This window comes from Pseudoalteromonas ulvae UL12 (assembly GCF_014925405.1).
Lineage (GTDB): Bacteria > Pseudomonadota > Gammaproteobacteria > Enterobacterales > Alteromonadaceae > Pseudoalteromonas > Pseudoalteromonas ulvae.
In genome coordinates this window covers 203,863-228,649 of sequence record NZ_AQHJ01000028.1, presented here as the reverse complement: position 1 = coordinate 228,649, position 24,787 = coordinate 203,863, and the positions used below count along the sequence as shown (strand labels likewise).

21 protein-coding genes are annotated in these 24,787 nt (G+C 39.1%); 12 read left to right on the top strand and 9 right to left on the bottom strand.

What is annotated here, in order from left to right:
- The first annotated feature begins 23 nt into the window (after nucleotides 1-23).
- Entirely contained in the window at nucleotides 24-560 is a 537-nt protein-coding gene (locus PULV_RS11340; RefSeq protein WP_193331755.1) for a YaeQ family protein, read from the top strand.
- Here PULV_RS11340 and yfaE read toward each other — a convergent pair.
- The 5 genes from yfaE to ubiG all read right to left on the bottom strand — a co-directional run bounded on the left by yfaE (nucleotide 557) and on the right by ubiG (nucleotide 6,048).
- Complete coding sequence (gene yfaE, locus PULV_RS11335) at nucleotides 557-820, bottom strand: class I ribonucleotide reductase maintenance protein YfaE (protein ID WP_193331754.1); 264 nt, start codon at nucleotides 818-820, stop codon at nucleotides 557-559. The genes PULV_RS11340 and yfaE overlap by 4 nt on opposite strands.
- Complete coding sequence (gene nrdB, locus PULV_RS11330) at nucleotides 820-1,950, bottom strand: class Ia ribonucleoside-diphosphate reductase subunit beta (RefSeq protein WP_086745074.1); 1,131 nt, start codon at nucleotides 1,948-1,950, stop codon at nucleotides 820-822. The genes yfaE and nrdB overlap by 1 nt, the downstream gene beginning before the upstream one ends.
- A 55-nt stretch (nucleotides 1,951-2,005) precedes the next feature.
- On the bottom strand, nucleotides 2,006-4,288 hold the full coding sequence (gene nrdA, locus PULV_RS11325) for a class 1a ribonucleoside-diphosphate reductase subunit alpha (RefSeq protein ID WP_086745073.1): 2,283 nt from the start codon (nucleotides 4,286-4,288) through the stop codon (nucleotides 2,006-2,008).
- Between the two features lie 402 nt (nucleotides 4,289-4,690).
- Nucleotides 4,691-5,341 (bottom strand): HAD family hydrolase, encoded by a 651-nt coding sequence (locus tag PULV_RS11320; protein ID WP_086745072.1) that lies wholly within the window; start codon nucleotides 5,339-5,341, stop codon nucleotides 4,691-4,693.
- Nucleotides 5,341-6,048 (bottom strand): bifunctional 2-polyprenyl-6-hydroxyphenol methylase/3-demethylubiquinol 3-O-methyltransferase UbiG, encoded by a 708-nt coding sequence (ubiG, locus tag PULV_RS11315; protein ID WP_193331753.1) that lies wholly within the window; start codon nucleotides 6,046-6,048, stop codon nucleotides 5,341-5,343. Before ubiG ends, PULV_RS11320 begins: the two co-directional genes overlap by 1 nt.
- A 155-nt stretch (nucleotides 6,049-6,203) precedes the next feature.
- On the opposite strand from ubiG, the gene gyrA reads away from it, so the two are divergent.
- The 10 genes from gyrA to PULV_RS11265 all read left to right on the top strand — a co-directional run bounded on the left by gyrA (nucleotide 6,204) and on the right by PULV_RS11265 (nucleotide 16,919).
- Nucleotides 6,204-8,885 carry a DNA topoisomerase (ATP-hydrolyzing) subunit A gene (gyrA, locus tag PULV_RS11310; RefSeq protein WP_193331752.1) on the top strand — a complete coding sequence of 894 codons (2,682 nt, stop codon included), beginning with the start codon at nucleotides 6,204-6,206 and terminating at the stop codon, nucleotides 8,883-8,885.
- A gap of 176 nt (nucleotides 8,886-9,061) precedes the next feature.
- Nucleotides 9,062-10,144: a 3-phosphoserine/phosphohydroxythreonine transaminase gene (gene serC, locus PULV_RS11305; protein WP_193331751.1), complete on the top strand. Its 1,083-nt coding sequence runs from the start codon at nucleotides 9,062-9,064 to the stop codon at nucleotides 10,142-10,144.
- A complete protein-coding gene (aroA, locus tag PULV_RS11300) occupies nucleotides 10,144-11,421 on the top strand; it encodes a 3-phosphoshikimate 1-carboxyvinyltransferase (RefSeq protein ID WP_193331750.1) in 1,278 nt (425 codons plus the stop codon). The genes serC and aroA overlap by 1 nt, the downstream gene beginning before the upstream one ends.
- Nucleotides 11,422-11,516: 95 nt before the next feature.
- Nucleotides 11,517-12,197: a (d)CMP kinase gene (gene cmk, locus PULV_RS11295; RefSeq protein ID WP_193331749.1), complete on the top strand. Its 681-nt coding sequence runs from the start codon at nucleotides 11,517-11,519 to the stop codon at nucleotides 12,195-12,197.
- Nucleotides 12,198-12,290: 93 nt separating this feature from the next.
- Entirely contained in the window at nucleotides 12,291-13,958 is a 1,668-nt protein-coding gene (gene rpsA, locus PULV_RS11290; RefSeq protein WP_086745066.1) for a 30S ribosomal protein S1, read from the top strand.
- Nucleotides 13,959-14,018: 60 nt separating this feature from the next.
- A complete protein-coding gene (gene ihfB, locus PULV_RS11285) occupies nucleotides 14,019-14,309 on the top strand; it encodes an integration host factor subunit beta (protein WP_086745065.1) in 291 nt (96 codons plus the stop codon).
- A gap of 22 nt (nucleotides 14,310-14,331) precedes the next feature.
- The gene (locus PULV_RS11280; protein WP_086745064.1) at nucleotides 14,332-14,592 is read left to right on the top strand and encodes a lipopolysaccharide assembly protein LapA domain-containing protein; all 261 of its coding nucleotides are present in this window, start codon (nucleotides 14,332-14,334) and stop codon (nucleotides 14,590-14,592) included.
- A 3-nt stretch (nucleotides 14,593-14,595) separates the two neighbouring features.
- Nucleotides 14,596-15,732, top strand: a complete 1,137-nt coding sequence (gene lapB, locus PULV_RS11275; RefSeq protein ID WP_086745063.1) for a lipopolysaccharide assembly protein LapB — start codon at nucleotides 14,596-14,598, stop codon at nucleotides 15,730-15,732.
- A gap of 10 nt (nucleotides 15,733-15,742) precedes the next feature.
- Complete coding sequence (pyrF, locus tag PULV_RS11270) at nucleotides 15,743-16,453, top strand: orotidine-5'-phosphate decarboxylase (protein ID WP_086745062.1); 711 nt, start codon at nucleotides 15,743-15,745, stop codon at nucleotides 16,451-16,453.
- 76 nt (nucleotides 16,454-16,529) lie between these two features.
- On the top strand, nucleotides 16,530-16,919 hold the full coding sequence (locus PULV_RS11265; RefSeq protein WP_193331748.1) for a hypothetical protein: 390 nt from the start codon (nucleotides 16,530-16,532) through the stop codon (nucleotides 16,917-16,919).
- A gap of 6 nt (nucleotides 16,920-16,925) precedes the next feature.
- Here the strand turns inward: PULV_RS11265 and PULV_RS11260 are convergent, their stop codons facing one another.
- Entirely contained in the window at nucleotides 16,926-17,765 is an 840-nt protein-coding gene (locus PULV_RS11260; protein ID WP_193331747.1) for a CvfB family protein, read from the bottom strand.
- A gap of 3 nt (nucleotides 17,766-17,768) precedes the next feature.
- Nucleotides 17,769-19,100: a DEAD/DEAH box helicase gene (locus PULV_RS11255; RefSeq protein WP_405127489.1), complete on the bottom strand. Its 1,332-nt coding sequence runs from the start codon at nucleotides 19,098-19,100 to the stop codon at nucleotides 17,769-17,771.
- A 156-nt stretch (nucleotides 19,101-19,256) separates the two neighbouring features.
- On the opposite strand from PULV_RS11255, the gene trhO reads away from it, so the two are divergent.
- Nucleotides 19,257-20,270, top strand: coding sequence for an oxygen-dependent tRNA uridine(34) hydroxylase TrhO (gene trhO, locus PULV_RS11250; RefSeq protein ID WP_086745059.1), 1,014 nt, complete (start codon nucleotides 19,257-19,259; stop codon nucleotides 20,268-20,270).
- Nucleotides 20,271-20,333: 63 nt separating this feature from the next.
- On the opposite strand, the gene asnB is transcribed toward trhO, so the two are convergent.
- Together asnB and PULV_RS11240 are read right to left on the bottom strand one after the other, a co-directional pair.
- Complete coding sequence (gene asnB, locus PULV_RS11245; protein ID WP_193331746.1) at nucleotides 20,334-22,007, bottom strand: asparagine synthase B; 1,674 nt, start codon at nucleotides 22,005-22,007, stop codon at nucleotides 20,334-20,336.
- Nucleotides 22,008-22,144: 137 nt separating this feature from the next.
- Nucleotides 22,145-24,787: an ATP-binding protein gene (locus tag PULV_RS11240; protein ID WP_193331745.1), complete on the bottom strand. Its 2,643-nt coding sequence runs from the start codon at nucleotides 24,785-24,787 to the stop codon at nucleotides 22,145-22,147.

Sequence of the window (24,787 nt, the reverse complement as noted above, 5' to 3'; positions counted from 1 at the left end):
AGTCAGTGATGAGAGGTATAATCATGGCTAATAAACAAATCGTTTTTAAAGCGCATTTAGATGTCTCTGATATGAATCACCATAGATATGAACATAAAGATGTGACAATCTCATTATTACCTAAAGAAGATATCGAACATTTTCTCTTAAAGTTAATCGGTTATTGTCTTCTTCCACTTGAAAGTGCGTTTTGGTCAAAAACAAATGATCAACCTATCCATCCCGATCTTGGATTGCAAGATGAGATTGGCGATTATACTTTATGGATAGAGGTGGGTTTCCCTTCACAAAAAAGGTTAGATAAAGCCTGCCAATTAGCAAAAAAAGTGGTACTGATTACACCTAAAGAGTCTGAATGGCTTGATAATATGAAAAGTTATTTACGTAAACGAGCCATCAAAGTTATCGCTATCGATATAAAGTTTTTAAATCAGTTACAAATAGAGATTTCTAAACGGCTCGATTGGTCTGTGATTATTGAACATAATAAACTCACAATCAGCAATGATTTAGGTTATTACGAAACGTCTTTACCCCAAGGTTGCGACATAGTTTATTAAATAAATGGCAGTGTCAGCTCGACATCATCGAGTGGTTTTGAACAACACAACAAGATTTCACCTTTGCGGATAAAAGCCAGAGGCTCTTGTTGATATTCGACTTCACCGCACGTTAATTTACAACGGCATGCACCACAATATCCTTCCCGACATTGGTATTGCACAGGAATTTTTTGTGTTTCTAAGAATTCGAGCAGGGTGTATCGATCAGACTCATACTCTAGAGTCTGATCGGTATTACTAATTTTAACTTGTTTCATTACAAGTCGAAGTCACCAAAATCAGAGGCCTCAACTTGAGAATCAATTTGGCCAACTAAATAAGAGCTAATTTCAGCTTCTTGTGGTGCAACTTGTACATTGTCTGATACTAACCATGAATTTATCCAAGGAATTGGATTGCTGGTGATTGAGTATTGTTGAGGAAGACCAATTGCCGACATGCGTACGTTCGTGATGTATTCAACATATTGGCACAAGATGTCTTTATTTAAACCTATCATTGAACCGTCTTTGAACAGGTACTCAGCCCATTCTTTTTCTTGTTCAGCGGCAGTTTTAAACATCTCAATTGATTCTTCACGTAATTGCGCTGCAATGATAGACATTTCAGGGTCATCACTGCCTTCTTGCATGATATTGAGTATATGTTGCGTGCCTGAAAGGTGTAGTGCTTCATCACGAGCAATCAGCTTAATAATCTTCGCATTTCCTTCCATTAATTCACGCTCTGCAAATGCAAACGAGCACGCAAAACTGACGTAAAAACGGATCGCTTCAAGAATATTGACTGACATAATGGCACGATACAGTTTTTTCTTTAACTCAAATAAATTAATGACAACTGTTTCACCATTTAATGTGTGTTTGCCTTCACCGTATAGATTATAAATTGAGGTGAACTCAATTAAATCATCATAGTAGCGAGTGACTTCATCAGCGCGTTCAATAATACGGTCATTATTAACAATATCATCGAAGATAAGCTCAGGTTGTTTGGTCACATTGCGGATTATGTGTGTGTAAGATCGGCTGTGGATAGTTTCACTAAATGACCATGTCTCAATCCATGTTTCGAGTTCTGGCAATGAAACGATCGGTAATAGGGCAATATTTGGCGAACGCCCTTGGATACTATCTAGTAAAGTCTGATATTTTAAGTTACTTAAAAATATGTGCTTTTCATGTTCTGGTAAGCCTTGAAAATCAAGTCGGTCTTTACTGACATCGACCTCTTCTGGACGCCAGAAAAAGGAAAGTTGTTTTTCGATTAGTTTTTCAAAAATAGGGTGTTTTTGCTGGTCGTAGCGTGACACATTGACTGACTGACCGAAAAACATCGGTTCTTTTAGTTGATCGTTATGATTACGGCTGAAAGTTGAATAAGACATAAATTTTCTCAAAGACAAACAGAAACAGGGCAAGAGAGCTTGCCCTGAAAATTAGTTAAATTTTACACGCACCACCGGCACAATCATCATCTGCATCTGGTGTGATCTCGTTTTGCGCATCGGCCGCACCATCACGAGTATTATGATAATAAAGTGTTTTAACCCCATACTTATAGGCGGTGAGCAGGTCTTTTAGTAACAATTTCATTGGTACCTTGCCACCTTCAAACTTACCCGGATCATAGTTAGTGTTCGCAGAAATTGTTTGGTCAACAAATTTTTGCATGATCCCAACTAACTGTAAGTAGCCATCGTTAGAAGGTATGTCCCAGAGTAATTCATATTGATCTTTTAGTCTGTCATATTCAGGTACGACTTGTTTTAAGATCCCATCTTTACTGGCTTTGACACTCACATGACCACGTGGCGGTTCAATACCATTAGTAGCATTTGAAATCTGTGATGATGTCTCAGAAGGCATCAGTGCAGATAAAGTCGAATTACGCATACCATGTGCTTGAATACTTTCGCGTAGTCCATCCCAATCTAGCTTGAGTGGTTCAGCGCACACAGCATCGAGATCTTTTTTGTATGTATCAATTGGCATGATCCCTTGAGAGTAAGTCGTCTCATGGAATTTAGGACACGCGCCTTTTTCTTTAGCTAACTCATTCGAAGCTTTCATTAAATAATACTGAATCGCTTCAAAGGTTTGATGCGTTAACGCATTCGCGCTGCCATCTGAGTATTTCTTACCATTTTTCGCTAAATAATACGCGTAGTTAATAACACCTATGCCTAAAGTACGGCGATTCATGGTTGCATTTCTAGCTGCAGGCACAGGGTAATCTTGGTAATCAAGTAGGTTATCTAAAGCACGTACTGCTAACTCCGCTAACTCTTCGAGTTCTGATAAGTCTTCGATTGCGCCTAGATTAAAAGCAGAGAGTGTACATAATGCGATTTCACCTTCTTCATCCATGACATGCTGAAGCGGCTTAGTTGGTAAAGCTATCTCAAGGCATAGATTTGATTGGCGAATAGGGGCGACTTTTGAGTCAAACGGACTATGTGTATTACAGTGATCAACGTTTTGAAGGTATATACGACCCGTGCTGGCACGTTCTTGAGCGAACATAGAAAACAATTCAATCGCTTTAATGCGTTTTTTACGAATGCTCTCATCTTGCTCGTATTGAACATAAAGACGATCAAACTCTGCTTGATCTTCAAAAAATGCATCATAAAGACCTGGTACGTCCGATGGGCTGAATAAAGTAATATATTCGTCTTTGATTAAACGGCTGTACATCAATTTGTTGAACTGCACACCATAATCTAAGTGGCGAACACGATTATCATCCACACCACGGTTGTTTTTAAGCACTAAAAGGTTTTCAACTTCTAGATGCCAAAGCGGGTAGAAAAGGGTGGCTGCACCACCTCGCACGCCACCTTGTGAGCAACTTTTGACCGCTGTTTGAAAATGCTTATAAAAAGGAATACAGCCTGTGTGATAAGCTTCACCATTACGTATAGGGCTACCAAGTGCACGGATCCGACCTGCATTGATACCAATACCAGCACGTTGACTGACGTATTTTACAATTGCAGAAGACGTTGCATTGATTGAATCTAAGCTATCACCGCATTCAATTAATACACATGAGCTAAATTGACGTGTCGGTGTACGAACGCCAGCCATAATTGGTGTTGGTAATGAGATTTTGAACGTTGAAACAGCATCATAAAAACGTTTGATATAATCCAAACGATTTGATTTTGGATACTTCGCAAACAAACTGGCCGCAACTAAGATATATAAGAACTGTGCACTTTCATATATTTCGCCCGTCACGCGGTTTTGAACTAAATATTTACCTTCAAGTTGCTTCACAGCGGCATAACTAAAGGTTAAATCGCGATCATGATCTAAGACGTTTTCAAGTTCTTCGAATTCTGACTCAGTATAATCAGCAAGCAAATGCGCATCATACCGTTTGTCTTCAACCATTTTAACTACATGAGAGTACAGCTTAGGAGGCTCAAATTGACCATAGGCTTTCTTGCGAAGGTGAAAAATGGCTAAACGAGCGGCTAAAAACTGATAATCAGGAGTTTCTTTCGAAATTTGATCTGCAGCTGCTTTAATGATTGTTTCATGAATGTCTTCAGTACGGATACCGTCATAAAACTGGATATGAGATTTTAATTCAACTTGTGAGACCGAGACGTTATTAAGTCCTTCTGCGGCCCATGTAATGACACGATGGATTTTATCAAGATCGAGGGATTCCTTTCTTCCATCACGTTTGCTCACAGATAGCTGTTGGTTCATATATATGCCTGCATTTCCTAGGGTGTTAGCGAAATTTATTGTTTTAGTTTTAGGCGGTAGGCCTGTGTACTTATTAAGCGCATAAAGTTGTTTAGCTTTTAAACACTATATATGGGTGCAACTCAATGTAGGATCACAAGATAGAGTGGTATGATTTTATTTGCAAGGGACAGATCTCAGCAAGATTGTGGATAAGTTGGCGATAAAATTAAAAGGTTAGTTGACACTAACCTTTTGCCTTTTGATTCATTAGAAATAATTAAAAATCAACAAATGATCGTTAATTTATAAATATTTATTTTTTTTTATTTAGTTGATCATTTTTGATGCTGTGCCATGTTTTCGAATCAATACTTTGCATCCTCAAAAACTATATATAGTGATGGAAATATCAAAAAAACACTATATATGGTTGATTAGTTGTTGAGCATCGGTGAATACTAAATCAGCGTTCCATGTCGATAAATCGAGATTTTTTGGGATATATCCCCAAGAGGCTATGGCTGTTTTCATACCCGCATTTTGACCCGCTTCGATATCACGTTGCGCATCACCAAGGTATAGACACTTATCCGCTATGATGCCTATTTGTTCGCAAGCTAATAAAATGGGTTCAGCTGAAGGTTTAGCAACCGTAAGGGTATCGCCACACACCACAGATACAGATTCTTTAAGGAGCGCAAAGTGTGTTAATAAAGGCAAGGTGAGGTAAGTCGGTTTATTTGTGACGATGCCCCATGGAATGCCTTGTTCATTTAACGTTTGCAATAATCGTTCAATACTTGGGTAATAACGGGTATAGACCGCTATATTGTTTTGGTAATAATCAAGAAATTCAGTTTTCAGATTGGCTTGAGGTAACGTGTCCCAATGTTCACCAAAGCCGGCTTTGAGTAAAGCGACACTACCGTTAGAGGCGTGCTGTTTATATTCATCTGCTGTCAAAGGCTTGAATTGGTATTTTGCTAATACGTGATTCAGCGCAGCCCCTAAATCATCGGCAGTATCTAGCAAGGTACCGTCTAAATCGAATAAGATGGATGAAATGGCCATTACAGCTTCTCGAAGTGAAGGATATAATTGACGCTTACATCTGATCCCAGCATATATTGGCCAGATAATGGATTATAACTGAGGCCATTGCTAGCTCTGACTTTTAAGCCGTACGCTTCAGCCCAAGCAATAAGCTGTGCAGGTCTGATAAATTTATCGTGATCGTGAGTTCCATCAGGCACCATTTTTAAAATCTTCTCTGCACCTAATATCGCAAACAAGTAAGACTTTATGGTTTTATTTAGAGTAGAAAAAAACACATGGCCGCCAGGTTTGACCAAATTGGCTACAGAAGCAATCACAGATTCAGGCTCAGGAACGTGTTCTAGCATTTCCATACAGGTGACGACATCAAAGCGAGCAGGGTGTTGTGCGGCAAATTCTTCAGCCGTCGTTTGCTGATAATCGAGCTTTACTCCGGCTTCGATAGCGTGAAGTTTGGCGACATTTAATGGCTCTAAACCCATATCGATGCCTGTTACCTTCGCGCCCATTCTTGCCATACTTTCACTTAAAATTCCACCACCACAACCGACATCTAACGTTGTTAAATCAAATAAACCATTCGTTTTGTCCATGATAAAGTCAAGTCTAAGCGGGTTGATATCGTGCAAAGGTTTAAAATCACCATTGAGATCCCACCAATGTTGTGCAACAGCTTCAAACTTGGCAATTTCGCTTAAATCTACATTTTGATGTTCGGTCATAAAAAGGTTCCTCGTTAATCTGAGCGCATTATATAAGGTGAAAAGACAAAAACACACCTGTTTACGCCCTGTAAAATTTATATTTATGTGGTAGCATGGTACCGACAACAATAATGATTAACAATTTTTAGTCGACTGAAGGAAGTGAAATCAACATGACTGATCACGCCAATGAAATCCTTCCAGTTAATATTGAAGACGAACTCAAAAGTTCTTACCTCGATTATGCAATGAGCGTAATTGTTGGTCGAGCCTTACCTGATGTTCGTGATGGCTTAAAGCCTGTTCATCGCCGCGTACTGTTTGCGATGAATGAACTCAAGAATGATTGGAACAAACCTTATAAAAAATCTGCCCGTGTCGTCGGTGATGTAATCGGTAAATACCACCCTCATGGTGATTCTGCTGTTTATGATACCATCGTTCGTATGGCTCAGCCGTTCTCGCTTCGTTATATGCTAGTAGATGGCCAAGGTAACTTTGGTTCTGTCGATGGCGACTCCGCTGCTGCAATGCGTTATACCGAAATTCGAATGGCTCGCGTATCTCATGAGTTGTTAGCCGACCTTGAAAAAGAAACGGTAGATTATGTAGACAACTACGACGGAACTGAAAAAATCCCAGCAGTTTTACCAACAAAAATTCCTAATCTATTAGTGAATGGCTCCTCTGGTATTGCTGTTGGTATGGCGACCAATATCCCACCGCATAACTTGAATGAAGTGATTAATGGCTGTTTAGCGCTTATCAATAACCCAGAGATTACGATTGATGAGTTACTTGAGTATATTCCAGGCCCAGACTTTCCAACTGCAGCGATTATTAGTGGTAAAAAAGGCATTGAACAAGCCTATAAAACAGGTCGTGGTAAAGTTTATATTCGTGCCAATGCTGAAGTTCAGACCGATGAGAAAGGGAAAGAAACCATCATCGTTGATGAACTCCCTTATCAAGTTAATAAAGCGCGATTAATTGAAAAAATTGCTGAGCTGGTAAAAGACAAAAAAATCGAAGGGATCAGTGCACTACGTGACGAATCTGATAAAGATGGGATGCGTATTGTCGTTGAAATTAAACGTGGTGAAGTCGGCGAAGTCGTTTTAAATAACCTTTATGCGCAAACGTCAATGCAAACCGTGTTTGGTATTAATATGGTTGCGTTGGATAATGGCCAACCCAAACTTTTAAACCTGAAAGAAATGCTACATGCGTTTGTGGTTCACCGCCGCGAAGTGGTGACACGCAGAACCGTATTTGATTTACGTAAAGCACGTGATCGCGCGCATATTCTTGAAGGGCTAGCAATTGCACTGGCAAATATAGACCCAATTATCGAATTGATCCGTCGCTCGCCAACGCCAGCTGAAGCCAAAGAAGCGTTAATTTCTCGAGCGTGGGAAATGGGTAACGTGCAGGCAATGCTTGAGCGTACCGGTGAAGAAAATGTCGCTCGTCCAGAGTGGCTTGATGCTGAACTGGGTATTCGAGATGGCCAATATTATTTATCAGCGCAACAAGCTCAAGCTATTTTAGAGCTTCGTCTACACCGCTTAACAGGTTTAGAGCACGAGAAAATCTTAGGTGAATACCAAGAGCTACTCGAACTTATTGCTGAACTACTTCATATTTTGTCATCACCGGAGCGCTTACTCGAAGTTATCCGCGAAGAGCTTGAATTAGCCAAAGAGCAATACGGTGATGAACGACGCACGGTAATCACCGCCGCTGCACATGACATCAGCTTAGAAGACTTGATCAATGAAGAAGATGTAGTAGTGACGTTATCACACGAAGGTTATGTTAAATATCAGCCTTTAAGTGATTATGAAGCGCAACGACGTGGCGGTAAAGGCAAGTCAGCAACAAAGATGAAAGATGAAGATTTCATCGAGCGTTTACTGGTTGCTAATACACACGATACTATTTTATGTTTCTCGACGTCGGGACGTTTGTACTGGCTGAAAGTATATCAGTTACCGCTGGCCAGTCGTGCTGCACGTGGTAAGCCAATCATTAACTTATTGCCTCTTGAAGCAGATGAACGTATTACGGCTATCTTGCCTGTACGTGAATATGAAGAAAACAAATACATCTTTATGGCGACAGCGTTTGGTACGGTTAAGAAAACACCACTCACAGCCTATAGTCGCCAACGTTCAAGTGGTATTATTGCCGTTAACTTAAACGAAGGTGATAGCTTAATTGGTGTAGATATCACTGATGGCAGTAATGAAATTATGCTGTTCTCAGACGCTGGTAAAGTGGTTCGCTTTAAAGAGTCTGAAGAAAGCCCTGTACTTGATGAAAATGGTAACCCTGTTCTTGATGAAAATGGTCAACCAGAAATTAAGTTCAAAGGTGTGCGCCCTATGGGTCGCACAGCAACGGGTGTTCGCGGGATAAAACTTGCTGATGGTCAACGTGTCGTATCGTTGATTGTACCAAAATCTGATGGCTCTATCTTAACGGTCACAGAAAATGGTTATGGTAAACGGACACTATTAGAAGATTACCCATCTAAATCGCGTGCAACACAAGGTGTTGTATCGATTAAAGTCAGTGAACGTAATGGTAAAGTAGTCGGTGCCGTACAAGTTAACGAAAACGACGAAATCATGCTGATTTCAAATCGTGGTACGTTAGTACGAACTCGTGTTCAGGAAGTCTCTACAGTCGGTCGAAATACACAAGGTGTTATTTTGATTCGAACTATTGACGAAGAACAGGTAGTTGGTTTACAACGTATTGATGAAATAGAAGTCGCAGATATTGAAGATGTCGTTGAAGACGCGCAAGGCGAAGAAACAACGACTGAGACAACAGCAACAGACGAATAAACGTTTGTTCAGATAAAAAAGCGGCGAAAGCCGCTTTTTTCACATTTAAATCGAGTTAATATCACTCAAATTTGTATATTTCACCTTCGTTTATCTCTGAATTTTTTCTAGTAAAATCGTTTGGTTATGACAAATTTGAACCATATTAATTTTTATAAACAATGAGGGGAATGGGAATGAGTGTTTATAATTTTTGTGCGGGGCCTGCAACTTTACCGCCTGCTGTAATGCAAAAAGCACAACAAGAATTTTTAGATTGGCAAGGGATTGGGGTTTCGGTGATGGAGATAAGCCATCGCAGCGATCCTTTTTTAGCACTTGCAAAGCAAAGCGAAGAACGGCTACGTCGCCTAATGAATATCCCAGAAGAGTATGCTGTACTCTTTATGCACGGTGGTGGACGAGGGCAATTTTCGGCAGTACCTCTTAATTTACATCAAGATAATGCACCCGCAGTGTATTGTCACAGCGGCATTTGGTCGCAAGGCGCGTTTGATGAAGCGTGTAAGTTCACAAATGCAGTGTCTATTGATATTCGTAATGACAGTGAATCCGAGTTTTCGGTGATCCCTGTTGCTGAGTGGGAATTACCAGACACAGCTTCTTATATCCATTATTGTCCTAATGAGACAATTGATGGGATTGAATTATTTGATGCTCCTACACATCCTACAGCGCCGATTATTGCTGACATGTCTTCAAATATTTTGTCCCGTGAAATTAACGTGTCAGATTTTGATTTAATTTATGCGGGTGCTCAAAAAAATATTGGTCCATCTGGACTGTGTATTGTTATTGTTAAAAAAACACTTCTAGAAAGAGAAGGCTTACCCCGTCCAGGGATCCTTGATTATGCCTTAGAAGCGAAACAAGGCAGCATGTTTAATACTCCACCTACGTTCGCTTGGTATCTAGCAAATGAAGTGTTTGCATGGATAGAAGACCAAGGAGGAGTGAAAGCCGTAGAAGAGCTCAATAAAAAGAAAGCTAAGTTATTATATGATTTCATTGATAGCAGCGATTTCTATTCAAATAAAGTAGCAAGTGGCTCTCGCTCATTAATGAATGTTCCGTTTTGGCTCAACGATGAATCACTAAATTCCGTATTTTTATCAAAAGCGTCAGAATCTGGTTTGTTAGCCCTTGAAGGACACCGTTCAGTCGGTGGGATGCGTGCCAGTATTTATAATGCGATGCCCTATGAAGGCGTGGTTGCGTTAGTTGAATTTATGGCACGCTTTGCACAGGAGCACAGTTAATGGAACAGTTATTTTTAAAAGCCATTAAAGGTGTATCGGGTTGTGTTACTTTGCCAGGTTCTAAAAGTTTATCTAATCGCATTTTGCTTTTAGCGGCCTTGTGCGAAGGTGAGACTCAAGTTGATAATTTACTCGACAGTGATGACATTCGACGAATGCTTGAAGCATTAGCCGCATTAGGCGTAGATGTTAAACTTAACCCAGACAGAACCACAGCGTGGGTTCAAGGTACTGGAGGGCGATTCACTCAACCTACCGAGCCACTATTTCTTGGGAATGCCGGAACTGCATTTCGACCTTTGACGGCGGTGTTAGCGGCCAGTGCGATTAACACAGAGCTCACTGGTGAGCCTCGCATGAATGAACGCCCAATCGGTCATTTAGTTGATGCTTTAATGCACTTAGGTGCAGATATCAAATACCTTGCAGAGACTGATTACCCACCATTAAAAATTACTGGCTTACCAATTAAAGGCGGGGAAGTGGTCATCGATGGCAGTATTTCGAGCCAATTTTTAACCGCGTTATTAATGGCTGCGCCATTATTTAGCGAAGACACCCACATCAAGATTAAAGGTGAATTAGTCTCTAAACCCTATATTGATATTACCATCAACATAATGAAGCGTTTTGGGGTTGAGGTGATTAATTCTGATTACCAAAGTTTTTATGTTCAATCAGGACAAAGCTATCAGTCTCCAAAACAAATTATGGTTGAAGGAGATGCATCTTCTGCTTCTTATTTTGTTGCTGCGGCAGCCATTAATGGTGGTGAGATAGAGATCAATGGTGTTGGCACTAACAGTGTTCAAGGTGATATTGATTTTGCTAAAGTAATGGAAGCTGTTGGTGCAAAAGTAACATGGTATCCCGATAAACTAGTTGTCGAGAAAGGCTCACTAAAAGGCGTAGATATTGATGCGAATGCAATTCCTGATGCGGCGATGACATTAGCCACTGTTGCGCTGTTTGCAAAAGGCAAAACGGCCATTAGGAATATTTATAATTGGCGGGTAAAAGAAACCGATAGACTCGCTGCAATGGCGACTGAACTGCGAAAAGTAGGGGCAGAGGTAATTGAAGGGCACGATTACATTGAGATCACGCCACCCAATACAATCAAACTTGCTGAAATAGACACTTACAATGACCATCGGATTGCTATGTGTTTTTCAATGGTTGCTGTCGGTGGATACGACATAGTTATCAACGATCCTAAATGCACACATAAAACATTTCCGACCTATTTCGATACTTTAGAAACAATTAGTAATTAATTTTATTTATAAAAACATCGGAATATAAGCGATAAATTTTTGTTTATCGCTTATAATGCGCGCGACAATTTTTGTATGCATTGATGGAGGTTTAAATGCAGGCAATTGAACCGGTGATCACAGTTGATGGTCCAAGTGGCTCAGGAAAAGGGACTGTTTGTCGTTTATTAGCCGAGAAATTAGGCTGGGACGTTCTAGACAGTGGTGCAATTTATCGTGTGCTCGCCCTTGCAGCTATTCATCATAATATTACCGACAGTGACGAAAGTGCATTAGTCCCTTTAGCTGCTAATTTAGATGTTCAGTTTTTGATTGATTCAGAAAAAGGAATGAGCAGAATAGTACTCGAAGGTGAAGATGTCACCAAACGTATCCGCAATGAAAAAGTCGGAGGCGTGGCGTCAAAAGTTGCAGCACTCCCAAGAGTAAGAGAAGCATTACTGCGTCGTCAACGTGCGTTTAGAAGTACAAATGGTCTCATCGCAGACGGTCGTGATATGGGCACAGTTGTTTTTCCTGATGCCATGCTAAAGATTTATTTAACCGCTTCAGCACAAGAGCGAGCAAATCGTCGCTATCATGAGTTGAAGGAATCAGGTCTTGATGTTAAAATCGAAGACTTGCTGCACGATATTCAAGCGCGTGATGATCGCGATATGAACAGAAGTGTCGCTCCACTTGTACCTGCAGAGGATGCAATTGTTGTTGATACCACTGAAATGAATGCAGAAGAAGTATTTACACAAATATTTGATTTATATACTAAATCGATTTAATTTTACAGCGAATGCTATGGATGGTAACCGCTAAATAAACAACCCCATGCGGCAAGGTTGCTAATTGGAATTATATTTAGAGACGTATCTCGTATGTCAGAAAATTTTGCGCAGTTATTTGAAGAAAGCTTAAAAGGTTTTGAAGCTCAACAAGGGTCAATCGTTAAAGGTACAGTTATTTCAATCGAAAATAACATCGTACTAGTAGACGCTGGTCTTAAGTCTGAAAGTGCAATTCCTGCCGAGCAATTCAAAAATGCTGCTGGTGAACTAGAAGTTGCTGTAGGCGATGAAGTAGATGTAGCGCTAGACGCAATTGAAGATGGCTTTGGTGAAACTATCCTTTCTCGTGAGAAAGCGAAGCGTCACGAAGCTTGGATCCGCCTAGAGAAAGCTTGTGAAGAACAAGAAACTGTTACTGGTGTTATCAACGGTAAAGTTAAAGGTGGTTTCACTGTTGAAGTTGATACTATCCGTGCGTTCTTGCCTGGTTCACTTGTTGATGTTCGTCCAGTACGTGACACAACTCACCTTGAAGGCAAAGAGTTAGAGTTCAAAGTAATTAAGCTTGATCAAAAACGTAATAACGTTGTTGTATCTCGTCGTGCAGTTATCGAATCTGAAAACTCACAAGAGCGTGATGAATTACTTGCTAACCTTGTTGAAGGTCAAGAAGTTAAAGGTATCGTTAAGAACCTTACAGATTACGGTGCGTTCGTAGATTTAGGTGGCGTAGACGGTCTTTTACATATCACTGATATGGCTTGGAAACGTGTTAAGCACCCATCTGAAATCGTAAACGTTGGCGATGAAATCGCTGTTAAAGTATTAAAATTCGACAAAGAGAAAACGCGTGTTTCTTTAGGTCTTAAGCAGTTAGGCGAAGATCCATGGGCAGCAATCGCTGGCCGTTACCCAGAGAGCTCAAAGCTTACTGGTCGTGTAACTAACCTTACTGACTATGGTTGTTTCGTTGAAATTGAAGAAGGCGTTGAAGGTTTAGTTCACGTTTCTGAAATGGATTGGACAAACAAAAACATCCACCCATCTAAAGTTGTTAGCTTAGGCGATACTGTTGAAGTAATGGTATTAGAGATCGATGAAGAACGTCGTCGTATTTCTCTAGGTCTTAAGCAGTGTATTGCTAATCCTTGGCAAGAATTTGCTCGTCTTCAAAATAAAGGCGATCAAGTTACTGGTAAGATCAAGTCAATCACTGACTTCGGTATCTTCATTGGCTTAGATGGCGGAATCGACGGCTTAGTTCACCTTTCAGACATTTCTTGGAATGCTCCAGGTGAAGAAGCTGTACGTGAATATAAGAAAGGCGACGAAATCACAGCTATCGTTCTACAAGTAGATCCAGAGCGTGAGCGTATTTCTTTAGGCGTTAAGCAAATCGAAAGCGACCCATTCAACAACTACCTAGACGGCAACAAAAAAGGTGCTATTGTTAAAGGTAAAGTGACTGAAGTTGATGCTAAAGGTGCAACAATTGAAATCGCTGAAGGTGTTGAAGGCTACATCCGTGTATCTGATATCGCTCAAGAGCGTGTTGAAGATGCAACTTCTGTAGTTTCTGTTGGTGACGAATTAGAAGCTAAATATGTAGGTGTTGATCGTAAGAATCGTACATTAAGCCTATCTGTTAAAGCATTATTCGAAGCTGAAGAAAAAGAAGTTCTAGAAAAGCTTAAGAAAGAAGAGCCAGAGTTTGAAAACGCAATGGCTGCAGCATTTAAAAATGCACAAAAAGACTAAATTAGTCTAATATCTAGGAAGGGCGAAAGCCCTTCTTATTATGATCATTGAGGACATTTCATGACCAAGTCAGAATTGATAGAACAATTAGCAGAACAACATACAAACTTGCCAACTAAAGATGTTGAAAATGCAGTAAAAGAAATTCTAGAGCAAATGGCTGATTCTTTGTCTGAATCGCAGCGTATTGAAATCCGTGGTTTTGGTAGTTTTTCATTACACTATCGTGCTCCTAGAGTAGGCCGTAATCCTAAAACAGGCGATACTGTTGAGTTACAAGGTAAATACGTACCTCATTTCAAGCCAGGAAAAGAACTTCGTGATCGTGTTAACGAAAGTTTGAATAACTAATTTTAGGTACTGGAGTTATCTGTTGTTCAGAATCACTAAAGTACTATGTATAGCAACTATATTAGTATTGGCTTTTTTATTGGGGACTCAAAACCCACAGGTCGTTACGCTAAACTATATTGTTGCTAGCACAAATATTCCATTAGCTGTTGTAATTAGCATCGCCTTTTCAGTTGGAATAATCGTTGGGATTTTAATTAGCTTTAAAGTGTTTACCTCACTTAAATGGCATAACTATCGTCTAAAACGAAAAAATAAGCTTTCTGTATTAAAAGACAGTTAATAAATGATAGAACTGTTATTTTTATTACTACCTGTTGCAGCTGCTTATGGTTGGATTATGGGTAGGAATAGCGCCAGAAATCAAGCCGATCAACAAAGTCGCGAAATCACCTCCCAATATAACAAAGGCTTAAAGTACCTTCTTGATCGTGAAGAAGACCAAGGACTTGAATACTTAATCAACTTACTTGAAGTATCAGCTGATTCCGTAGAACATTATCTCACTCTAGCTGCCATGTTTCGACGACGAGGGGAACTCGATCGCGCCATTAAAATTCATGAGCTATTACTGAAACAGCCTGCCTTAGATAATCCAACAAAAGAATTAATACAGATAGCTCTTGCCGAAGATTATGTCATGGCAGGAATGTTTGATTGTGCTGAAGAGCAGTTATTAGTACTCGTTAAGCAAAAAAATCTTCAAGCTCTTGAAATTCTCTTCAATATTTATCAACAAACTAGTGACTGGAAAAAAGGGATTTCTATATTCGAACAATTCCCTACTTTATTTACTAAACAGCAATTGAAGTTAGGTGTGGCCAATTTTTATTGTGAACTTGCTATTGAAAAGCAACAATTAAAATTAATAAAAAAAATAATTAACATAGATACAAACGTAGTGCGCCCCTTGTATGAGTTAGGAAAAGCCTCTTTCATCAAACAAGATTACCTCAAAGCAATTTCCTATTGGCGTGATTTATTAGTCCAGTCACCTCAATACACTCCCGTGTTCATCGATGACTTAGAGATTTGCTATCATAAGCTTAATCTAGCCAGCGATTTCAATAAGCTAATTGAAAAAGAAGTGGCCAGAGGTGGGATTCTCATTAAATTAAAATACTGCAAGTATTTAGTGAGTGTTGATCAAACTGATAAAGCGATTTCATTTCTTACTGCAAGTCTAGAGAAGCAACCAAATATCAGAGGGTTTAGTTCATTACTTGACTTGCTTGCGATAAAAAATGTCGATGTAGGCCCTTTGATTGATGAAATTAACTCTTTGGTTAAAAGCTATATAGCCACTAAATCAGAATTTCAATGTAAGCATTGTGGGTTCACAAGTCATACTTTGTATTGGTCTTGCCCATCTTGCAAACATTGGGAGTCAATTATTCCTAGCCGTGGGCTAGATGGATTTTAATAGGTAAATTATGTCAGATATACACGATCCTAAAGTTTTAATTGCTTTAGACTATGATGATCAAAATGCAGCAATTGAATTTGTAAAGCAGCTTTCACCGAATGAATGTCGCTTGAAAGTAGGCAAAGAAATGTTTACGTATTTCGGTCCTCAATTTGTGCAGCAATTGATTGATTTAGGTTTCGATATTTTTTTAGATCTAAAGTTTCATGATATTCCAAATACAGTTGCAAAAGCAGTTACTGCGGCGGCAAAAATGGGCGTTTGGATGGTGAATGTCCACGCAAGTGGCGGTCCAGAAATGATGCAAAAAGCTAAAGCTGCATTAGAAGAATTTGGTGACAATGCACCGCTATTAATTGCCGTTACCGTTTTAACAAGTATGGACGAAGCTGAGTTAAAGCGCCTTGGAGTGAACAAATCACCAGCCGAGCAAGTTATTTATCTCGCTAATTTAGCTAAAGAGTCTGGATTAGATGGAGTTGTGTGTTCAGCACAAGAATCTCAAACGTTAAAAGCGCAGTTTGGTCAAGAGTTTAAACTGATCACGCCTGGTATCCGACCTGCGGGGAGTGATGCTGGCGATCAAAAAAGAATAATGACACCTAGACAAGCGATAGAAAGTGGCAGTGACTATTTAGTCATTGGCCGCCCAATCACTCAGTCAAGCAACCCTGCACAAACATTAAATGAGATAAACCGCTCACTAAATGAAAGTTAACCTTTATTTATAATTTAAATATGGCACAATTATTGTTTCTTATATAACAATAATTATTTTTTTAAGTGCCATATTTATGAAATTTTTACCTGCGTTTATCTTAATTTTAGTCGTCATTACGTTTGGGTATAATGAATACTCAGCCTCTGCGAAATACGAGCAATATAATTCTTTTTTAAACCAATTAAGTACTTCTAAAGTGACTTCGTTTGAAGCTGCAAATGCTGCAAAAATCAAGTTACAAATCAACTGTGAAACAACAAAGCTACAACTAGAAAAAAATGGTTCATCGTTAGATGAGTGCCAAACTTATATTTCTAGTTTTCACGATGAGTGTAAAGATAAAGTTTTTCGATTAGCTCCTCTTGAATTTAGCGGAACTGAGGAGTTTGAGAAGTATGCGAAGAGGTATCAACGTTGTGTTTTACCTCTAGATATTGCAAGTATGGAAACAAACTTTTTATAAAAGGCTCTAAAGAGCCTTTTTTAATTTTATACTTGTAGCTTCAATATCAATTAAACCTTGTTTATAGAGACCGCCAATCGCTTTCTTATAATTGGCCTTGCTCGTTGAGAAGGTTTTTTTGATTAGAACAGGATCTGATTTATCTCCGAGTGCTAAAAAGCCATTATTTTTTTCAAGTTCACTCAGGATCTGGTTGCTTAACGTATCTATCTTGGCCATGCCTGGTTTTTCTAATAATAAATCGAGCTTATTATCTTCACGAACTTTGCGCACGAATCCTTTAAATACTTGACCAGGGAAAAGAGGCTTAAAAACTTGATCGTGATAAATTATGCCCCAATGAGCTTGATTAACAATCGCTTTGTAACCTAAGTCTGTTTTTCCTGCAATAATCAAATCTACTTCTTGTAATGATTCATAAGTTGCAGGCGTTTTATCTAAAAATTTATTGAGTTTACTCGAACCACACATTCTTCCACTCGCCTTATCGAGGTAAAAGTGGATAACATAAGAACGACCTTGCTCCATTTTAGGGCTTTGTTCATTAAAAGGGACGAGTAAATCTTTATCTAAACCAATATCAACAAAGGCACCGGTGCTATTTATTTCTTTAACACGCAATAAAGTGAAATCACCCAATTGAGCATACGGTTTTTTGCGCGTTGCCGTTGCAACACCTTGTGAATCTAAATAAACAAAAACAGATATGCTTTGCCCTTCATGATCATCGGGTGTTAATTCGTGCGCTGAAATAAAGACTTCACCTAATTCAGCCCCATTTAAATAGGCACCTTCATGGCAGATCTCTTCAATCGTTAATTGGTTGAATTTTCCTAAAGAAGGCATGATTTACTCCGGTTTTGGTTTGCGACGAAGAGGGGCTGAGCCATCAATGTCGATTGGTTGAACAATTATTTTTTTAACTGGTTTTTTCTTTGCAACAGGCTTTGTTTTTTTACTGTTAGCGGTGCTCGCTTTATTTTTAACGACAGGCTTTTTGTCTATCGGTTTTATGCCTTTAAATTTAGCTGCTAAACCATCAACTGTTAAAAACGTTAACTCGTGTTGTAAAAAAGATTTTATCGCTAAATAACTATCCCAATCTTTTGGGCCAACCAATGAATAAGCAAATCCTTTAAAGCCTGCTCGGCCTGTACGACCAATGCGGTGAACATATTCCTCAGCTTGCTTCGGTAGATCGAAATTAATCACATGAGTCACATTTAGTAAATCAAGACCTCGAGAGGCAATATCTGTTGTGACTAGCACCTGAAATTGACCTCGTGAAAACGCATCCATGATAGATAAGCGTTTTGCTTGTGTCATATCACCTGCTAAAGGTTGTGCTTTTAACCCTGATTCTTCAAGTAGTTGACTCAACCGATAGGTGTCCTGTCGTGTTGCTGTAAAAACAATGCATTGACCAACATTTTGTTTAGTTAAAAAATGACTTAATAGTGCTTCTTTATGTGATAAATGATCCGCAAAAAACATATTTTGTGTAATATCATCATGTTGTTCATTTGATTCACTCAAAGTCACTTTCTTGGGCGATTTTAATAAATTACGGCTAATCGCGTCTATTTGGCTGTGCTCTAATGTGGCAGAAAATAAAAGAGTCTGTCTTAAACGGTGATCAGCTTGTTGGTTAATGAGGTCAATTTCATCTTTGAAACCTAAATCCATTATGCGGTCAGCTTCATCAATGATTAATAATTCAAGCCCAGATAGAAAAAAAGACTTCTGTTTCAGATGATCAGCAAGTCGGCCAGGTGTACCAACAATGATATGAGGGTCTTTTTTCAATGATTTAATTTGATCGTTGAAATTATCTCCACCAAGTACTTTTGTCGCACTTATATTTGAACCAGCAATTAATAAACGCAACTGCGAAAATACTTGGTTCGCCAACTCTCGAGTGGGTGTGATAATTAATGCACGAGGATCGCGCTTACTTAATGCTCGTTGTTTGATTAACCGTTGCAAAAGTGGCACTAAAAAAGCCAAGGTTTTACCTGAGCCTGTTTTGGATTGTACAAATAAATCTTGTCCAGAGATGGCAATGGGAATTGCTTGTTGCTGTACATCTGTCGGGTGTTTGATCCCTTGATGCGCCAATTGAGTTAGCAAACGTTTATCAATACCAAACTCTTCAAATAACAAAATAAAACTCCAAAACATAAATTAAAAAAGCGCGATATTATATACCAACATCTTAACAGCTCACAGCCAATTTGATTTATTTTATCTTTTTAGGCAAAATACGCCACCCAAATGCGCCGGATTTACGTTTCGGTAAACGCCTCTTAGGCACTTAAAAGCAAAATAGGAAAACCCATGACAGCTATTCATAAAGACAATGCTACCGCTGAACACTTTGTTGTTTGTGCACTTTATAAATTTGTGACATTGCCAAACTTCGAGTCATTACGTCAGCCACTGTTAAACGTAATGGAGCAAAATGAAGTACGAGGGACATTATTAATTGCCGCAGAAGGCATTAATGGTACGGTTTCAGCCAAACGAGCAGGCATTGATGCGTTACTCGCGTGGCTCGATAAGCAACCAAATTTAGATAATATCGTCAGTAAAGAATCATACGATGATGAATGCCCGTTTTATCGAACAAAAGTAAAATTGAAAAAAGAAATTGTCACCATGGGAGTGGATGGGGTTGATCCATTGAAAGTGGTTGGGAGTTACGTTAAACCAAAAGACTGGAATGCACTTATTTCAGATCCTGATGTTATCCTGATAGATACTCGTAACGATTATGAAATCGAAATTGGCACTTTCCAGCATGCGGTTGATCCAAACACAAAGACATTTCGAGAGTTTCCAAAGTGGGCTGAGGAAAATTTAGACCCAGCTAAACATAAAAAAGTAGCCATGTTTTGTACCGGTGGGATCCGCTGTGAAAAATCAACGGCTTATATGAAAGAGCAGGGTTTTGAAGAAGTTTACCACCTTGAAGGTGGGATCTTAAAATACCTTGAAGAAGTGCCAAAAGAAGAGACCATGTGGCAAGGTGAATGTTTTGTGTTTGATAATCGTGTAGCCGTTGATCATGATTTGCAAAAAGGTTCTTACGACCAATGTCACGCATGTCGCATGCCTATTACGGAAGATGAAAAACTCAAGCCAGAGTACATGGAAGGGGTATCATGCCATCATTGTCACAATGAAGTGACCGATGAGCAGCGTGCTCGTTTCGCTGAGCGTCAAAAACAGATTGAGCTCGCCCAAGCCCGCGGCGAAGGTCATATCGGCCATGAGGCACAGGAAGTCTTGAAACAACGAAAAGTTGCCAAGCAAACACAAAAAGATTTACAACGACAAAAATCAAAATAAATAATCAGTGTGTGTTAAAAAGGCTAGATTTGTATTCTAGCCTTTTTTATGAACCTAATATTATTATTTCTTTTCGTAGGCGGCGTTATGTACACCCGCGGCACGACCGGATGGATCTGCATTGGTTGCAAATGATGCATCCCAAGCAAGCGCTTCAGGAGTAGAACAAGCCACTGACTTACCATGAGGAACGCAATGTGACGATGCGTCTCCTGGAAAATGTTCCGCAAAAATGCAGCGATAAAAATAGGCTTCTTTGCTATCAGGTGTATTAATTGGGAATTTAAACGCCGCATTATCGAGCATTTGATCTGTCACTTGAGCTGCAACATACTCTTTTAAAGAATCAATCCAGTTATAACCCACGCCGTCTGAAAATTGCTCTTTCTGGCGCCAAAGCACTTCATCTGGTAAATAGCCATCAAATGCTTCACGTAAAATATGTTTTTCAATTTTACCGTTTGCACCACAAAGTTTAGCTTCAGGATTAATACGCATTGCTGTATCAACAAATTCTTTATCTAAGAATGGTACACGTGCTTCAACTCCCCAAGCGGCCATCGATTTATTGGCTCTTAAGCAGTCGAACATATGTAATTTTGATACCTTACGATTTAGTTCTTCATGAAATTCTTGAGCATTGGGTGCTTTATGGAAATATAAGTAGCCACCAAACAACTCATCCGCGCCTTCACCCGAGAGCACCATTTTGATGCCCATGGCTTTTATTTGTCTGGCCATTAAATACATCGGTGTCGAAGCTCTAATGGTGGTGACATCATACGTTTCAAGATGATAAATCACTTCTTTTAGCGCATCGATACCTTGTTGAACAGTAAAGTGAATAGGGTGGTGAACGGTACCTATCATATCCGCAACTTTTTGAGCAGCAGCTAAATCTGGCGAACCTTCAAGGCCCACAGAAAATGAATGAAGCTGAGGCCACCAAGCATTGGAGTTATCGTCATCTTCAATGCGCTTTGCAGCGAAACGTTGAGTAATTGCTGAGATAACTGAAGAATCTAACCCACCAGAAAGAAGGACGCCATAAGGTACATCACACATTAGTTGGCGTTTAACAGCAGCTTCAAGAGCGATTTTTACGGTTTCTGGTTTAGCATCGTTGTTCGCAACTGCCGAATAACTTTGCCAATCACGTCGGTAATATGGAGTCAGCGGGCCATCAAGGCTGGATAAATAATGGCCCGGAGGAAATTCTTGGATCTGATTACAAATAGGCGATAACGCTTTTAATTCTGAAGCAACATAAAAGTTACCATGTTCATCTGTGCCAGTGTAAAGGGGAATAATCCCAATATGGTCACGGCCAATTAAATAGGAATCTGTCTCTTCATCATACAGGCAAAAAGCAAAAATACCGTTTAAGTCATCTAAAAACTGTGCCCCTTTTTGTTTATACAAGGCTAAAATGACTTCACAATCGGATTCTGTCTGAAATTCAAAATCAATTTCTAATGATTTTGCTAACTCTTTATGATTATAAATTTCCCCGTTGACGGCTAATACATGGGTTCTTTCAGGATTATATAATGGCTGTGCACCACTCGAGACGCCAACGATTGCAAGTCGTTCGTGTACTAAAATGGCTTTATCTGATGAATAGACACCTGACCAATCAGGTCCTCTATGGCGTAATAATTTACTCATTTCGATAGCTTGAGTACGAAGCTGGATTGGGTCAGATTTTATATCTAATACCCCAAAGATTGAACACATATGAATTCCTCATTCCTACGACAAAAAATATTCTTAGTTTAAGTTTTTAACAGATATATAAACTCAAGTCACATCTGTTTTACAAAAATGTTCGAATAACTTATGCAGTTCACGTCGTTAGAATAAAAAACACACAATTAATGACTGTTAGGATCCTCAGGAAAGTATTTAAGTAGCATATCAAGCAGTGTTTGTTTGACGATGGGTTTCGTTAAGTATTCATTCATCCCAGCACTGAACGCTTTATCGTAATCAACTTGCATTGCATTTGCTGATAACCCACAAATAAAGAGAGATTCTTTTGTATACCCCAACTCCCTTAATGTTTCTGTGGCACTATATCCATCCATAATGGGCATTTGAATATCCATTAAGATTAAATCAAATTGTGCACCGCTTTGAATTGTTTCAACAGCAATTTGTCCATTCTCGGCCGTCATTACATTGACGCCAATTTGTTTGAGCATTTCACCGGCGACAATGAGGTTTATTTGATTGTCGTCCACTAATAAGATATTCAATGGTTGTTTAATCGCGCTGCGTGAATCTATAACTGGCGAAGATAATGGCTTTGTTAATTGCCTGTTGAGCGCTTTACTCAATTTACTTGGGAAAATAGGGACGGTTAAACATACGTGTTCAAATGGAATCGCTTGTTGGCTAATAAAGCTGGCTTGATTGTTCTCACATAAAAAGATGATGTACAAATTGGGATTACTCACAGCAATAAGCTGTTCAAAAAATGTTTCAGTTAATGTGTCATCATCGATTTCTAATAAGATAACATGTTCAGTAAGGTCGCCTTTAGCCAAAGCCGCTAAGTCTGAAATGACTAATTTTGGTGTTAAAATTTTCCTCAAATAGTTAGGTAAGAGTAGCTCTTCAGATTGAATGTAATATATAGTTTGCTCGGGGATTTGCTCCAAACTAAAAATAGGTTTATTTGCATCGGGAGTGTGTAGCTCCAACTCAATATTAAAATGGCTGCCAACGCCAAGTTCAGATTCAACAAAAATTTTCCCACCCATCAACTCAGTCAATTGTTTTACAATACTCAATCCCAATCCGGTACCGCCATATTTACGACTAATGGAACCATCCGCTTGGGTAAAGGAATTAAAAATATCGCTACACTGTTGCTTTGTTAATCCAACACCGGTATCACTGACCGTCAATAAAAAATGTGTTGTATTACGGCTTGTCGGCCCTAACCATTTAGCCGATATTTTGATGCTGCCATGCGCAGTAAACTTAACGGCATTGGTACATAAATTGAATAATATTTGGTTGATTCTTAAGGAGTCGCCCAGCATAACCTTCGGCAAACGCGGGTCAATCTCACAATTGATATGCAGTTTTTTTTCATATGTTTTTGGCGAGATATTGGCCACTAAATTTTCCAACGTTGATTCTATTGAAAACTCAATAGATTCAAGAGTGAGTTTACCTGCTTCGACCTTTGAAAAGTCTAAAATATCGTTCACTAAATTCATGAGCAATTCGGTGGAATAAATGGCTTTTTCTAAATATTCGCGTTGTTCAAATGTGAGTTCAGTATCCATACAAAGCTCGATTAACCCAGAAATACCATTTATGGGTGTCCGAATCTCATGGCTCATATTCGCTAAAAAAATGCTCTTAAATTCTGTCGCTTTTTCTGCTTTTAATCGGGCTGACTGCAGTTCAGAATTAAGCTCATTCGCTTGTTCGAGTAATTTAACGGTATTTTTATTATTGTTTTTAAAAACATCTGCTGCCTTGGCAAGCGATCCAATCTCGTCATGACGTTTGAGGCCAGGAATACGATCGATATCTTCTGCAAGAGACAGCTTTTTAAAAATTTTAGTGATTGAATTGATTGGCTTTATTATTCTATAGACAAGGAACACAGCGCAACACAGCGCAACGACGATTCCGAGAATAGCAATGACATTGTTTCGTAAACGTGCGCGATTAAGCGTCTGCTTTACTTGTAGGTTTGTTTCGTTTAATTGCGTGGCAACATACTTATTCAATTGCTGACTTAGATAAAGAAACTCATTTGCAGAGCCTGTCATCACAACATTCGTTAAAAAAACATAGCCTCTTGTTACTTGGCTCAATTTAGAAAAATTTGCTTTTATCAAATCGAGTTGTTGTTCAACGTCGACTAGGTCTTGATCATTGATTAAGGCAAGTGACATCGTAATGTGTTCATTAAAAGCGGTAATGTTTTGATAATCTTGTGAAAGCAAATATAGCAGGGCGATATTTTGACTCTGAGCTAGATGGTTATTTAACTGGGTTCTCAGTTCAGGTTGCTCAAAAAAATGAAAATCAATTAACGTTTTAAGTTTTTTCATTTCGGACAACAAGCCGGAGCTGAATATTTCTTCCCGTTGTCGGCGCCCATCAATCACCGCAGTAAAGTTTTCATTATAGTCATCAAGGTGTTGCTTCATTCTGAACAAATAATCTCGATACTTAACGGAGTCAACATCGTTTTTAGACAGCTTTTCTAGTTGTGTTAGCCCTTGTTTAACTTCTTCTAAAATTATCGCAAATCGACTGATGATCGAATCACTGGCCGTTTCTTTATAAATCAGCACATTGCGTTGCAAATCGAGTACCCCGAGTTCTACTTCTCTCACCAAACTTACTTTTTGAACCGCTTGTTCGGTCAAATCTATTCCCGCGATGAATGAGCCCTGATTCGTATAAGACAAATACACTTGTATTAATAAAGCGAAGACTAACACACTCAATATTGAATAAATTTGCAGTTTAATTGAGTTAAACAC